The organism is Flagellimonas algicida (assembly GCF_049629585.1).
Taxonomy (GTDB): Bacteria; Bacteroidota; Bacteroidia; order Flavobacteriales; family Flavobacteriaceae; genus Flagellimonas.
The window spans coordinates 142,614-156,040 of sequence record NZ_JBMYIX010000002.1 but is presented as its reverse complement, the minus strand read 5'-3'; the positions used below and the strand labels follow the sequence as shown (position 1 = coordinate 156,040).

Genomic DNA, 13,427 nt, shown 5'->3' with positions numbered 1-13,427 from the left:
TGATGTTTGCCCTGTCCGTTTGGATTTCACATGGACAGGACACGCAATTACCTAATTGGAAGCCTGGTTTTTTGGATATCCACCACATCAATACGGGTAGGGGAAATGCTGCTTTTATGGTGTTTCCGGATGGGACAACCCTTTTGGTGGATGCTGGCGATATGTCCGAGACCCACCCAAGGACCACATCAAATAGAAATGCAAAACTGGTTCCCAATCGGTCAAAATCTGCTCCCGAATGGATTGTGGATTATATAGATCGATTTGTGCCCAAAAACCAAAATAGGCAGTTGGATTATGCCTTGATCACCCATTACCATGATGACCACTTTGGTGAGGTGGATTCTTTGCGAAAGATAGCACCCGGAGGGTATCAGTTGACTGGAATTATGGAAGTGGGTTCGTTGTTGCCCATCAAAAAACTGATTGATCGGGGATTTGATTTTCCCTTGGATTTAAAGGATACCAAAGTGCAATCCACGGAGCGTTTCTCCAAGGATAAATACGGCATGGTTCCTACTTTGAAGGAATACTGGAAGTTCATCTCCCATCAATCCAAAGAAAACGGATTGGAAAATGAAGCCTTGAGAGTGGGTGCCGTGGACCAAATCGTTTTGAAGCACAATCCAAAGGATTATCCCAACTTTTCCGTTCAAAATATTGCTTCCAATGGAGTAATCTGGACTGGAGAGGACGAAAATACGTTCTCCCTTTTTAAAGCTGGAGAATATCCGGGTGAAAACCCCTTGAGCAATTGCATCAGAATAGATTATGGGAAATTCAACTATTTTACCGGAGGGGATATTGCGGGAATCGATGGGTTGGGACAAACGGACCTCAACGCCCTTGAATCGCATGTGGCACCTGTCATTGGCCCGGTGGATGTGGCCACGTTGAATCATCATGGTAATCGGGATTCCCAAAATGCGTATTATGTCCGCACCATTAGGCCGCGGGTATGGATACAACAAAACTGGACGGCGGACCATCCAGGAGAGGAGGTCCTGCGAAGGATCACCTCAAAACAACTTTATCCTGGTGAGCGTGATATTTTCTCCACCATTATGCTTCAGGGGACCAAGGATGTCATAGGAGGTAGGGTGGATCAATATAAAAGTCAGGAAGGACACATTGTGGTTCGGGTGTATGATAACGGAAACATGTACGATATTTATGTGTTGGACGACGCATCCGAAAAACGTAAAATACGAGCAAAATATGGACCATACAAAGCGAGATAGACACAGCGGGGAATATGTTGTGGAAGGAGATATCAACCTAACCTCGGCAAGAGGCCAATGGATAGAAGGGGATGTGAATGAACTGACCAAGGAACTGTTGGAAAAGGATGCCAAGTACTTTTTGCACCAGTCCATGTCCACGCCCTGTTTGGATGTGTTGAAAAACTGCGAAGGCTCATACATTGAGAGCATTTCAGGTAAAAAATACCTTGACTTCCACGGAAACAATGTACATCAAATTGGGTTTTCCAACCCCAAATTGGTGGGGCGGTTGACCGAACAATTACAAGGATTGACCTTTTCTACCCGAAGGTACACCAATGAGGTGGCCATACAATTTGCTGAAAAGTTGGCCTCGGTCTGCCCAAAAGGGCTCAACAGGGTGTTGCTCACCCCAAATGGGAGCTCGGCCATTGGCATTGCCTTGAAATTGGCACGGGCCGTTACGGGAAAACACAAGGTGGTTTCGTTTTGGGATTCCTTTCATGGGGCATCATTGGATGCCATCAGCGTAGGGGGCGAATCGGTTTTTAGGGAGCATATGGGTCCTTTGATGCCCGGTGTGGAACGCATTCCACCCCCAATTACCTACAGGGGCATTTTTGAAGGAAATGAAGATAAAGCACTGGAATATTTGGAGTACGTACTTTCCAAGGACAACCAGATAGGGGCCTTATTGGCGGAGACTATCAGGAATACCGATGTGCAGATTCCTTCGGAAAAATTTTGGAAAGGGGCCCGCGAACTTTGTACCAAGCATGGAGTATTGTTGATTTTGGATGAAATTCCAATCGCTTTGGGAAGGACCGGGAAAATGTTCGCTTTTGAACACTATGGCATTGAACCCGACATCCTTTGTCTTGGTAAGGGATTGGGAGGAGGAATCATTCCCCAAGCCGCTATTGTTACTCGGGATGAATATAATACTTTCGGGCATATCTCCTTGGGGCATTACACCCACGAGAAAAGTCCGTTGGGGGCCATGGCCGGCTTGACGGTTCTTGATATCATCGAAGAAGAGAACCTTTTGGACAAGGTAAAGACCCACGAAGCCTTTCTAAAAAATGCACTGTACAAATTGCACCGAAAATATTCCTTAATCGGCGATGTGAGGGGCATGGGCTTGCTTTGGGGTATAGAACTGGTCACCAATAGGACCACCAAGAAAAAAGCTGTTGTGGAGGCCGAGGAAATCATGTACGAATGTCTAAAATTGGGGTTGAGCTTTAAGGTTTCCAAAGGAAACGTACTGCAATTATCCCCCCCACTGACCATATCACAAGAAGAACTGGAAAAAGCCTTGGAAATATTGAACGAGGCCTTCCTTAAAACCAACGCAATTGTCTAATGAAAAAGATCAACCAACTTTTATTCTACTTTTTTGTGGGTACGGTCATGGCCGTGGCCCAAGAACAGCCCCAAATTTTGGTGCAGCCCTATTTGCAGGATGCACAACCCAACTCCATCATCATCAAATGGGAGACCAGTAGCGGGGAGGAGAGCATTGTGGAATGGGGAACCACAGAAAAATTGGGAAAAAAGACCCAAGGGATAGCCTATGATGTCAACTTTTCGGATACTAGGATCCATGAGGTAAAGTTGACAGGTCTACAACGGTTTACCGAATACTATTATCGGGTAAGGACGGGCAAGGCAAAATCGGATATTTATCAATTTAAGACCCCACCTTTTGCCAGCGACCAAGAATCGTTCAACATTGTGGCCATGAGCGACATGCAATACGACAGTCAAAACCCCAACAAGTTTTCCGAAATGGTGAATGAAGGGGTGATACAATATTTGGAACAGGAATTTGAAGGCAAATTGCCCGAAAATTTGGCCTTGGTGATGATTCCCGGGGATTTGGTGGCCACAGGAAGCAACTACAGTCAGTGGAAGAACCATTTTTTTGACCCGGCCCAAAAGCTTTTTGCACAGGTTCCCGTATATCCCGTTTTGGGAAATCACGAACGCAACTCCGTATTCTATTTCAAATATTTTAGTCTTCCCGAGAATGGTACCCCTGCCTATGCCGAGCATTGGTGGTATAAGGACTATGGCAACACCCGGGTCATTGGATTGAATTCCAATGAAGGCTATCGGGATTTGAGAGAGCAGTATGAATGGTTGGAAAACGTCTTGGCCGAAACCGAGAAGAATGATGCGATTGACTTTGTTTTTGCCCAATTGCACCATCCCCATAAATCGGAACTTTGGATTCCCGGAGAGGAAGAATCAACCGGAAAAGTGGTGAAGATGTTGGAAGCATTTTCCACCAAGACCGGAAAACCCAGCATCCACTTTTTTGGACATACACACGGCTATTCCCGAGGACAGTCCCGCGACCATAAGCATTTGTGGGTCAATGTGGCCTCGGCAGGTGGCGCCATAGACAACTGGGGCGAGTTTGAAGGTAGGGATTATGACGAGTTTACCGTGACCCAGGACGAATATGGATTTGTAATGGTTGAAGTGGATGGTAACCGGGAAGACCCCAAATTCACCATTAAACGCATCAGTAGGGGAAATGAAGAAGATTTTAGGGATAATGAGCTTCGCGATAGCATTACCATCTGGAGAAAGGAACGGAAGCCAGCTGCACCCATGCCTTTGATCCCAAAAGAAAATGAAGTGGTAAGTATTGAAGGGACCACACTTAAAGCTGGAGCGTTTGAAAGTAGCCATCAGGGAACATTCCATGCGGCATCGCATTGGCAGGTTTCAGAAGCCAAGGACTTTGAAAAGTTGGCCTTTGAGAGCTGGAAGCAGCATGAAAACTGGTACTATAAGGAAAACAGACAAAAAGATGATGATCTTACGGATGAAAAGACCAGGCGTCTAAAACCAAATACCACGTATTTTTGGCGAGTAAGATACCGAGACCAAAACCTGAATTGGAGCGACTGGTCCCAAATAACATCCTTTAAAACCAAATAAAACATGAAGAACAGAATTTTGCTTTTGATTACGGCATTGGTGGCGATGCAAATAGGGAATGCCCAAGACTCGAACAACACCAAGGTAATTTTAATTACGTTGGACGGGTTCCGTTGGCAGGAGCTCTTTACGGGGGCAGATTCCCTTTTGGTGACGAACAAGGAATACGTTCACAATCCGGATATGCTGAAGAATACCTACTGGAGGGATACCCCAAAAGAACGAAGAGAGGCACTTTTACCATTTGTGTGGGGCCAAGTGTCCAAAATGGGCCAATTGCATGGCAACAGGAGCCTGGACAGCAAAGTGAATCTTACCAATACCATGTGGTTCTCTTATCCAGGCTATAACGAGATTCTTACCGGTACTGCCGATGATGCCCGAATCACCAGTAACGATAAGATGAACAACCCCAATACTACCATTTTGGAACGGTACAACAATTCGCCGAAAGGGAAGGGAAAGGTTGCCGCATTTGGAAGTTGGGATGTGTTTCCGTACATCATCAACGAAGAACGATCAGGGGTTCCCGTAAACGCAGGTTTTGAGTCGGCCACCAAAAATTTGAACGAGCGCGAAAAATTCCTTAACCAATTGCAGGAACAGATTCCCAGTCCTTGGGGCAGTGTTCGGTTGGATGCCTTTACCCATCACTATGCCCTGGAGCATATGAAAAAAGAGCATCCCAATCTGGTCTACATTTCCTACGGGGAAACCGATGATTTTGCACATGATGGGGACTATCAGTCTTATTTGAAATCGGCCCACAACACCGATGCCCTGATCAAGGAACTTTGGGAGTTTACCCAAGAAGATGAATTCTATAAGGATCAAACCGTTTTTTTGATCACCACCGATCACGGTAGGGGCACCCAACCCTTGGATACCTGGAGAAGCCATGGAAGTAAGATCAACGGTGCAGGCCAAGTTTGGTTGATTGCCTTTGGAAAGAATATCGAAGCGTTGGGAGAGACAAAAAATGAACAGCTATACTCCAATCAGATAGCCCCCACAGTGCTACAGTTCTTGGATATTCCCGTTGCCAAAGAAATAAAGGGGAGTCCCTTAAAATTATAAATACGTCAGTTTTATTTTCAGTTAATTAGTTTGAGTTAGTTTGTCAGGGCCCGCACTAAAGTGCGGGCCCTTGCTTTTTACGGATTTTCATCTTGTCATGGTCAGGGGTGTTTTTGCCTAAAATGGTTACCTTAGAGGGGTATAACTATCATATGAAAGAAGAACTTTTAGGAATATTCAGTTCCCATTTTGAGCAACCCCTTATTGATGAGATTATTGAAGTAGGCAAGTGCATGGAAGTCCCTGCTGGCGAGACCATCATGGATATCGGAAACTATATTAGAAGTATTCCATTGCTGCTTTCCGGGGCCATTAAAGTATTGCGGGAAGATGATGAGGGCGATGAATTGTTGCTTTATTATTTGGAGCAAGGGGAGACCTGCTCTGTCACCATGGCCTGTTGTATGGGGCACACCCAAAGCGAGATCAGGGCCATCGCCGAGACCGATGCCAAAATTATGATGGTGCCCGTCCAAAAAATGGAAGAATGGATGGCCAAGTACAAAGGATGGCGCAATTATGTGTTCGAAAGCTATCATAACCGATTGAATGAACTGTTGCAGACGGTGGACAGCATTGCTTTCAAGAATTTAGATCAACGTTTGGTGGACTATCTCAAAAAGAAGATTGAGGTGACCAACGATAACCAGATACGAAGTACCCATCAAGAGATTGCCTATGATTTGCATACCTCGAGGGTAGTGATATCACGCTTGTTGAAAAAGCTCGAGAAAATGAAGAAATTGGTCCTTCACAGGAATTACATCCAGATTTTGGATCTATAGGTCTGTGCCTTTGGTTACTGTAAAGCAATACACGGAACCTTATTTTTGTTCAAAACCAATCCTATGCTTAAACGGTTTTTTCCCTTTTTATCGTGGTTGAAGACCTATAATCGTTCACTCCTTTATGGGGACCTTATTGCCGGACTCACCTTGGGGGTTATGTTGGTGCCCCAAGGGATGGCTTATGCCATGATTGCGGGAATGCCCCCTATTTATGGGCTTTACGCGGCATTGGTTCCGCAGATTGTCTATGCATTGACAGGGACATCTCGCCAACTGGCGGTGGGCCCGGTGGCCATGGATTCCTTGTTGGTGGCGGCTGGTATAGGAGCGTTGCAATTGGCCAATATTGAAGACTACATTGCCGCAGTACTTTTACTGACCCTTCTTATTGGTAGTATACAGTTGCTTTTGGGCTTCCTGCGAATGGGTTTTTTCATCAATTTTCTGTCTAAACCCGTTATTAGCGGATTTACTTCCGCAGCAGCCATTCTCATTGGATTGGGGCAACTGAAGCATATTTTTGGGGTCCAAATTTCACAATCCAGTAAAATACACCAGCTATTGGGAAATATTTTTGGCAGTTTGGGGCAAATCAACCTTTATGCGTTGGGATTGGGGATTGTCGCCATTCTCCTTATCCTTTTCATGAACCGCATCAGCAAAAAAATACCCACACCGCTGATCATTGTTATTATAGGGATTTTGGCCGTTTTGTTTTTGCATTTGGAAACCAAAGGAATCCAGGTGGTTGGGGAAATCCCCAAAGGATTGCCCAAATTCCAAAGCCCGGAATTCCAATGGGAAAAAATGGGGCAATTGTTGCCCATTGCCATCACTGTGGCCCTGTTTGGATTCATGGAATCCATTTCCATAGCCAAAACCGTTGAGGAGAAACACCACGAGTATGAGTTGGATGCCAATCAGGAGCTTCGGGCCTTGGGCCTTTCCAATCTTATGGGATCTTTTTTTCAATCGTTCTCCGTATCAGGAAGTTTTTCAAGAACTGCGGTCAACGATCAGGCTGGGGCCAAAACGGGCATGTCGCTTATATTCAGTGCCTTGTTGATTGCCGCGGTGCTCTTGTTTTTGACTCCCTTGTTCCACGATTTGCCCGCTGCGGTATTGGGAGCGATCATTTTGGTATCGGTTTTTGGACTGATAGATTTAAAATATCCCGCAATGCTTTTCAAGAGCAGAAAGGATGAATTCATGTTGTTGGTCGCCACCTTTTTATTGACCCTTTTCATAGGGTTGATCGAAGGAATCCTTTTGGGCGTGTTGCTTTCCTTGTTATTGTTGGTATACCGCATTTCCAATCCCCATATTGCTGTTTTAGGACGGATAAAGGGCACTGATTATTTTAAGAATGTGAACCGGTTTCCAGAGGAAGTGGAGGTAGAAACTGACAAGCTCATCCTCAGGTTTGATGCCCAACTCTATTTTGGCAACAAGGATTACTTCAAAAAACAACTCTATCAACAAATAGCAAAAAAGGGAAGTGGGTTGAAGTATATCATCCTTAATGCCGAGGCCATCAATTATATTGATAGTAGCGCGACGACCCTTTTGGAACGGATTATTTTGGATTTGCGCGAAAGGGGTATCCAATTGCTGATAACAGGCGCTATTGGTCCAACAAGGGACATTTTGTACCACAGTGGACTCATCGATATCATTGGAGAGGAAAACCTTTTCGTTCAGACGTTTGAAGCTGTGGACTACTGTTCCGACCAAAAGGAACGAACAGGAATTCAGAAAAGGATCTCTCTCCAATCCCAGACAAAGAGTTTGTAACTTTGGTAACTGTACGGGTAAAAGTAGTCATGTATTTTTGACAAAAACCAAGAAAAAATGAAAATAGAACAGATATACACCGGATGTTTGGCCCAAGGGGCGTACTACATAGAAAGCGAAGACGAAGTGGCCATTGTGGACCCCCTTCGGGAAGTGAAACCATATATTAAAAGAGCCAAGGAAAGCGGTGCTACCATAAAATATATTTTTGAGACCCATTTCCATGCAGATTTTGTGAGTGGACACGTTACCCTTTCCAAGGAAACCGGGGCCCCCATTGTGTATGGCCCTACGGCAAAACCATCTTTTGATGCCATTATAGCTGAAGATGGACAGGAATTTAAACTGGGCAAAGTCACCATTAAAGTGTTGCACACTCCGGGGCATACCATGGAGAGCACCACCTATTTGTTAAAGGATGAAAACGGAAAGGACCATGCCATTTTTAGCGGGGACACCTTGTTCTTGGGTGATGTAGGCCGTCCGGATTTGGCCCAAAAAGCGGCACATATGACGCAGGAAGAACTGGCCGCTACCTTGTACGAAAGTCTTCGAAATAAAATTATGCCCTTGGCCGATGATGTAATTGTGTACCCGGCACACGGAGCGGGTTCTGCCTGTGGTAAGAATATGATGAAGGAAACCGTGGACACCTTGGGCAATCAGAAAAAAATGAACTATGCCCTACGGGCAGATATGACCAAGGAGGAATTCGTCAAGGAAGTCACCGATGGTCTTTTGCCTCCTCCCCAATATTTTCCGTTGAACGTGAAAATGAACAAGGAAGGGTATGAAGATATCGATACCGTATTGGAACGGGGAACACAGAGTTTGAGTCCGGATGCCTTTGAAGTGGCGGCCAACGAAACCGGGGCCGTGGTATTGGATGTGCGGAATCAAGCTGATTTTGCCAAAGGTCATGTGCCACGATCCATTTTCATTGGATTGGACGGAAGCTTTGCCCCATGGGTGGGTGCTTTGATCGCCGATGTGGAACAGCCCATTCTTTTGGTAGCTCCCGAAGGGCGTGAGGAAGAAACCATAACCCGACTTTCCAGGGTTGGGTTCGATGGTACCTTGGGATATTTGAAAGGCGGATTGAAAGCTTGGGAAGCAGCAGGCAAGGAAGTAGATACCGTAAAAAGTGTTTCTGCCGATGAGTTGAAAGAGGCCATGAAGGAAAACACACCTGTATTCGATGTTAGAAAAGAATCGGAATACAAGGCAGAGCATGCGGAGAATGCTATTTTGACCCCCTTGGATTATATCAATGACCACCTATCCGAGTATCCGGACAAGGAAACCTTCTACATTCACTGTGCGGGAGGGTATAGGAGTATGATTGCGGCTTCTATCCTGAAGAGTAGGGGAATACATAATCTTATTGATGTGGCTGGTGGTTTTGCCGCCATGAAAACCGCGGGGATTCCCGTAACGGATTATGTTTGTCCAACTACTTTAAAATAACAACATGCGAAAAACAATAAAATTCACCCTCTTTACTTTCAGTTTTTTATGGATGATGTCCTGTCTTCCCCAACAAGAGAAAGTGGCAAAAAGAATAGATAAGGCCACCGTCCAGGCTGAAGTGATAGGCAAAGACGTTCAGTTGGTGGATGTAAGGACCCCTATGGAATATCACGAAGGCCACATAGATGATGCGGTCAACTTCGATATAAGCAATGCGGAAACCTTTGCTTTCCAATTGGAAGGACTGGATAAGGACAAACCTGTATATGTCTATTGCAAAAAAGGGGCACGGAGCAACAAGGCCGTGGAGATTCTCAAGACCAAAGGATTCATTCAGATTTATGACTATTCCGGTGGTTATGACGATTGGAAGAAAGAAGACTAGTTACTTTTCTTTGTGTAACCCGCGTTACTGACCATAGCTTTTATCCCCTGTATTTTTGAGGACATAAAATCAGGATAAAATGTCAATATTTAGTTTTTTGTTCCCAAAGGGAAATCAATCCGATGCCATCCAAATTTTGGATAGGGATGCCTATAAAAGTGCCATTTCCAAAGCCAAAGTGCAATTGGTCGATGTGAGAACAGCTGGAGAATTCAGGTCAGGGCATATTAAAGGGGCCCGCAACGTGGACTATTTTCGGTCATCGACATTTGGTGAGGCCTTTTCAAAAATGAAGAAGGACGAACCCGTATACCTCTACTGCCAGTCAGGCAATAGAAGTCAAAAAGCAGCCCGGAAGCTTGTGGGCATGGGCTTCAGCGAGGTCTATGATCTAAGAGGGGGTTATCGTATGTGGTAATTTAAATCGACTAAAATGAAACCAACGGCTATCGTCTTATTTGTTCTTGTAGGGGTGCTTTCCTGTAAACAGGGCCCAAAATCATCGGTTGAAGTAGAATCCCATCAACTGGATTATATGGAAATGGGAAAGGGATATGCCCAAGAAACCCAAAAGGTATTGGGCAAGAATCTTATGCAAACCATCCAGAACGAAGGCGTGGCCCAAGCCGTTGTTTTTTGTAATGAACAGGCCTATCCTTTGACCGATAGTATGGCCACGCGCTACAAGGCCAAGATCAAAAGAGTTTCGGACAAACCCCGTAATCCGGACAACAAGGCCAATCCAACGGAATTGGCCCATATCAACACCTTTAAGGAAAAAGTGGCCCAAGGCGATTCCATTATTCCCATTGTGAAGGAGGAGAATGGAAAGGTTCATTTTTACGCTCCCATTATCACCCAGAGTCTATGTTTAAATTGCCACGGAACCCCCGGAAAGAACATTGCGCCGGATGTTGTGCGGCATCTCTCCGAACTTTACCCCCAAGACCAAGCGATAGGGTATGATGTTGATCAGGTGCGCGGAATTTGGAGTATCGTTTTTGACGCGGAAAAGCGTTCTGAATAAATCAGCCGTTTCTTTTTGATTTGGTAAACCCATGGACCAACTGCCCCCAAAATCCTTTGGGCAAGGTTTCGTCACCCGGGAACCCCAACCGTATCTTTCCACCACTTTCCGGAACGTAACTGGTACGGAACAAATAATCCCATAAGCTAAGGCTTATTCCAAAATTCATCCCATAGGGATGTTCTTTCGGAAGGTCGTAGGCATGATGGTATAAATGCATCACGGGATTGTTCAAAATGTACTTCAACGGTCCCCAGGTCAGTTTTATGTTGGAATGGTTAAAATGCCCAATGGCAATAGCCGCAAAATGTACTAGATAAGCCTGTTCGGGTTCAAATCCGCCAAGGATCATGACCCCCAAGGTCTTTAAGGGTTTATAGAGGATGTTTTCCATCCAATGGTAGCGCAGATGTGCGGCAAACCCCATTTCCTTTACGCTGTGGTGCACCTTGTGAAATTCCCAAAACGCCGGTACCCTGTGTAGGAGCACATGGGTGAACCACTGCACAAAATCGAGCACAATGAAGAAAACCAACAATTGGACCCATTGAGGCCAAAGGGTAACATCCACTAGGGCCAGACTTTTGGAGCTGATTCCCATATCCAAAAAGAGTACCCCGAGCACTTTATACACGCCACTGATGACTATCGCAAAAATGAAAAAGTTGAAGAACATATAAAAAGCGTCCAACCAAAAGTCCTTTCTAAAAATGGATTGTTCTTTCCGCCAAGGAAAAAGGATTTCCAATGCCCATACCAAAAGTGAGATGACAATGAGACCCCAAAAATAGTTGGTGTACCACGGCACTTGGAACAATATGGATTTCCAGGTCCATTGGGCCGTTCCCAAAAATCCGTTCAACAAAGCATCTAGATATTCTCCCATGATCAATTTAATTCATACCATTCGGTGATTTCCAAATTCTGCCGCCTTCCCTTGTCGGTAGGGGCATAGTTTTTGGACAGATAATTTAAAATAAGCTCTTCATTTGCACCCAAATCCCATAGATTTTGGGTCTCTTGCATCCACACAATGGTGGCTTTCCAACCCTCCCGGCTCATTCGGTTTTGGGTGACCAATTTTGCGGAATGACAGCCTATACAGTTTTGTATAGTAGCTTGCATCCCTTCATCATCAATAAAACCAGTGGCCACATGGATGCCGTTCTCCACTTTGTCGAAATCCTCAACGGAATCTTCCACTGGGATTTTCTCAAGATCCGACTTCGGTTTCCTGTTGGCAAAATAGAACAACCCCCCGAACAGGACCAACATCAGCAATAAAAAAGAAGCAAGGGTTTTGGTCAGTGCCTTGATCTGTTTTTGAAAATCGTCCTTCATGCTCAAACAATTTTTACTGCTATTCTATGACAGGCATTGTTGAGGTATCCCTTAGGGTTCCAACCGGGCAGAACCATGGGTTGCGATTTCCCTTGGGAATCCGTGGCTCGGGCCCAAACCTCATAATATCCTTTTTGGGGAAAGGGAATGGCCGCGTTGAAATGTTGCCAAGCCAATCGGTTGGTTGGTTTTTTTAAGCTGCAATGGTGCCATGTGCTGCCAAAATCTATGGAATATTCCATTTTGGAAACTTCGAGCTCCCCTGCCCAGGCATGGCCGTTCACCTGCAAGGTTTGTCCTTTTTTGATGAGGGCACCACTTTTGGGATACGTGATCAAGGACTTTATGGGCATGGATTCGATGATGCACATATTTTCATCATCCACTTTGGTGCCAGGGGCAACCGTTTCGCAAGGCACACGATACGAACTTCCTCCCATTTTTTCACCATCGTGCACTTTGTTTCGTATGCTGATGCGGGTCAGCCATTTCCCCGATGTGGAAGCCGGCCATCCGCCGCACACCAAACGGAGTGGAAAACCGTGCGCCAAAGGAATATCTTCCCCATTCATGGAGAAGGCCAATAGGGTTTCATCTTGTAAGGCCTTTGCCAAGGGGACGCCTCTGGAAATCGGTTCTTTCTTTGGGTCACCGCTCAAATGGGTGTCGGCCGCATGATACCCGATGTATACTGCATCTGGATTTACACCCACGTCTTCAAGAACATCACGGAGCCGTACCCCGGTCCATTCGGCACACGAGACCGCTCCGATGGTCCATTGGTTTCCTTTTGCGGGGGGATTGAACTCACTTCGACCATTCCCTCCACATTCCAAGGTGAGTTGATAGGTGTGCTGTGTGAATTTGCGTTTGAGTTCGTCCAGCGTATACGTTTTTGGATTTTTTACCGATTCTCCATCTAGGGTCAAGGTCCAACTGGAAACATCGATATTCTCGGGGATTTTACCATTGTTGCGGATGAACATATACTTGTTGGGAGTAATGTCGTCATTCAACAAATGGGCCTTGGCCTCCATGTTCCAAGGCTTGTCGTTCAAGACCACCATTTCCTTGTCCTTGTGGAACAATTCAAAGGGGTCAGGGTCTTGTAGGCCCAATGGGAGGTAGTTTTTGGGCATTTTGTGGCCAAAAACAATATCTGTTCCCAAAATACTGGACATGGTGGCCAGTGATAATCGATACGTAAAATCCCTTCTATCCATAAAAAACGAAACTTAAATCTAGCATAAAAATAACTAGAACTGTGTAACCCAAGTTACCGAATGTCCTACTGATTCGGTTTAAATTTGAGAGATGGAGCTGAAATAATGTGAAAATAAGCCTTGGGCCTATGATTACTTAGGTAT

13 protein-coding genes are annotated in these 13,427 nt (G+C 45.3%); 10 read left to right on the top strand and 3 right to left on the bottom strand.

Going from position 1 to position 13,427, the window contains the following annotated elements:
* Window positions 1-2 precede the first annotated feature (2 nt).
* From ACPD8L_RS09505 to ACPD8L_RS09460, 10 genes are all read left to right on the top strand, one after another.
* On the top strand, window positions 3-1,241 hold the full coding sequence (locus ACPD8L_RS09505; RefSeq protein ID WP_423943853.1) for an MBL fold metallo-hydrolase: 1,239 nt from the start codon (window positions 3-5) through the stop codon (window positions 1,239-1,241).
* Window positions 1,219-2,589 (top strand): (R)-1-hydroxy-2-aminoethylphosphonate ammonia-lyase, encoded by a 1,371-nt coding sequence (gene pbfA / locus ACPD8L_RS09500; RefSeq protein ID WP_423943114.1) that lies wholly within the window; start codon window positions 1,219-1,221, stop codon window positions 2,587-2,589. The genes ACPD8L_RS09505 and pbfA overlap by 23 nt, the downstream gene beginning before the upstream one ends.
* Window positions 2,589-4,178 (top strand): fibronectin type III domain-containing protein, encoded by a 1,590-nt coding sequence (locus ACPD8L_RS09495; protein WP_423943112.1) that lies wholly within the window; start codon window positions 2,589-2,591, stop codon window positions 4,176-4,178. Before pbfA ends, ACPD8L_RS09495 begins: the two co-directional genes overlap by 1 nt.
* Window positions 4,179-4,181: 3 nt before the next feature.
* Entirely contained in the window at window positions 4,182-5,255 is a 1,074-nt protein-coding gene (locus ACPD8L_RS09490) for a sulfatase-like hydrolase/transferase (protein WP_423943111.1), read from the top strand.
* Between the two features lie 152 nt (window positions 5,256-5,407).
* The gene (locus ACPD8L_RS09485; protein ID WP_116216910.1) at window positions 5,408-6,040 is read left to right on the top strand and encodes a Crp/Fnr family transcriptional regulator; all 633 of its coding nucleotides are present in this window, start codon (window positions 5,408-5,410) and stop codon (window positions 6,038-6,040) included.
* A gap of 63 nt (window positions 6,041-6,103) precedes the next feature.
* Entirely contained in the window at window positions 6,104-7,837 is a 1,734-nt protein-coding gene (locus tag ACPD8L_RS09480) for a SulP family inorganic anion transporter (RefSeq protein ID WP_423943109.1), read from the top strand.
* 57 nt (window positions 7,838-7,894) lie between these two features.
* Window positions 7,895-9,304 (top strand): MBL fold metallo-hydrolase, encoded by a 1,410-nt coding sequence (locus ACPD8L_RS09475; protein ID WP_293303465.1) that lies wholly within the window; start codon window positions 7,895-7,897, stop codon window positions 9,302-9,304.
* A gap of 4 nt (window positions 9,305-9,308) precedes the next feature.
* Window positions 9,309-9,692, top strand: coding sequence for a rhodanese-like domain-containing protein (locus ACPD8L_RS09470; RefSeq protein ID WP_421810579.1), 384 nt, complete (start codon window positions 9,309-9,311; stop codon window positions 9,690-9,692).
* A gap of 79 nt (window positions 9,693-9,771) precedes the next feature.
* Window positions 9,772-10,110, top strand: coding sequence for a rhodanese-like domain-containing protein (locus ACPD8L_RS09465; protein ID WP_421810580.1), 339 nt, complete (start codon window positions 9,772-9,774; stop codon window positions 10,108-10,110).
* Between the two features lie 15 nt (window positions 10,111-10,125).
* The gene (locus ACPD8L_RS09460; protein WP_423943107.1) at window positions 10,126-10,719 is read left to right on the top strand and encodes a Tll0287-like domain-containing protein; all 594 of its coding nucleotides are present in this window, start codon (window positions 10,126-10,128) and stop codon (window positions 10,717-10,719) included.
* A 1-nt stretch (window position 10,720) separates the two neighbouring features.
* Here the strand turns inward: ACPD8L_RS09460 and ACPD8L_RS09455 are convergent, their stop codons facing one another.
* The 3 genes from ACPD8L_RS09455 to ACPD8L_RS09445 are packed head-to-tail and all read right to left on the bottom strand — an operon-like array spanning window position 10,721 to window position 13,283.
* The gene (locus tag ACPD8L_RS09455) at window positions 10,721-11,605 is read right to left on the bottom strand and encodes a sterol desaturase family protein (protein ID WP_116216916.1); all 885 of its coding nucleotides are present in this window, start codon (window positions 11,603-11,605) and stop codon (window positions 10,721-10,723) included.
* Window positions 11,606-11,607: 2 nt separating this feature from the next.
* Window positions 11,608-12,060: a monoheme cytochrome C gene (locus ACPD8L_RS09450; protein ID WP_421810582.1), complete on the bottom strand. Its 453-nt coding sequence runs from the start codon at window positions 12,058-12,060 to the stop codon at window positions 11,608-11,610.
* A gap of 2 nt (window positions 12,061-12,062) precedes the next feature.
* Complete coding sequence (locus ACPD8L_RS09445) at window positions 12,063-13,283, bottom strand: sulfite oxidase (protein WP_423943104.1); 1,221 nt, start codon at window positions 13,281-13,283, stop codon at window positions 12,063-12,065.
* Window positions 13,284-13,427 lie beyond the last annotated feature (144 nt).

What these genes read in the sequence shown, in the direction of transcription:
- ACPD8L_RS09505 (WP_423943853.1), top strand. Translation starts at nt 3, where the DNA reads ATGTTTGCCCTGTCCGTTTGGATTTCACATGGACAGGACACGCAATTA.
- pbfA (WP_423943114.1), top strand. Translation starts at nt 1,219, where the DNA reads ATGGACCATACAAAGCGAGATAGACACAGCGGGGAATATGTTGTGGAA.
- ACPD8L_RS09495 (WP_423943112.1), top strand. Translation starts at nt 2,589, where the DNA reads ATGAAAAAGATCAACCAACTTTTATTCTACTTTTTTGTGGGTACGGTC.
- ACPD8L_RS09490 (WP_423943111.1), top strand. Translation starts at nt 4,182, where the DNA reads ATGAAGAACAGAATTTTGCTTTTGATTACGGCATTGGTGGCGATGCAA.
- ACPD8L_RS09485 (WP_116216910.1), top strand. Translation starts at nt 5,408, where the DNA reads ATGAAAGAAGAACTTTTAGGAATATTCAGTTCCCATTTTGAGCAACCC.
- ACPD8L_RS09480 (WP_423943109.1), top strand. Translation starts at nt 6,104, where the DNA reads ATGCTTAAACGGTTTTTTCCCTTTTTATCGTGGTTGAAGACCTATAAT.
- ACPD8L_RS09475 (WP_293303465.1), top strand. Translation starts at nt 7,895, where the DNA reads ATGAAAATAGAACAGATATACACCGGATGTTTGGCCCAAGGGGCGTAC.
- ACPD8L_RS09470 (WP_421810579.1), top strand. Translation starts at nt 9,309, where the DNA reads ATGCGAAAAACAATAAAATTCACCCTCTTTACTTTCAGTTTTTTATGG.
- ACPD8L_RS09465 (WP_421810580.1), top strand. Translation starts at nt 9,772, where the DNA reads ATGTCAATATTTAGTTTTTTGTTCCCAAAGGGAAATCAATCCGATGCC.
- ACPD8L_RS09460 (WP_423943107.1), top strand. Translation starts at nt 10,126, where the DNA reads ATGAAACCAACGGCTATCGTCTTATTTGTTCTTGTAGGGGTGCTTTCC.
- ACPD8L_RS09455 (WP_116216916.1), bottom strand. Translation starts at nt 11,605, where the DNA reads ATGGGAGAATATCTAGATGCTTTGTTGAACGGATTTTTGGGAACGGCC.
- ACPD8L_RS09450 (WP_421810582.1), bottom strand. Translation starts at nt 12,060, where the DNA reads ATGAAGGACGATTTTCAAAAACAGATCAAGGCACTGACCAAAACCCTT.
- ACPD8L_RS09445 (WP_423943104.1), bottom strand. Translation starts at nt 13,283, where the DNA reads ATGGATAGAAGGGATTTTACGTATCGATTATCACTGGCCACCATGTCC.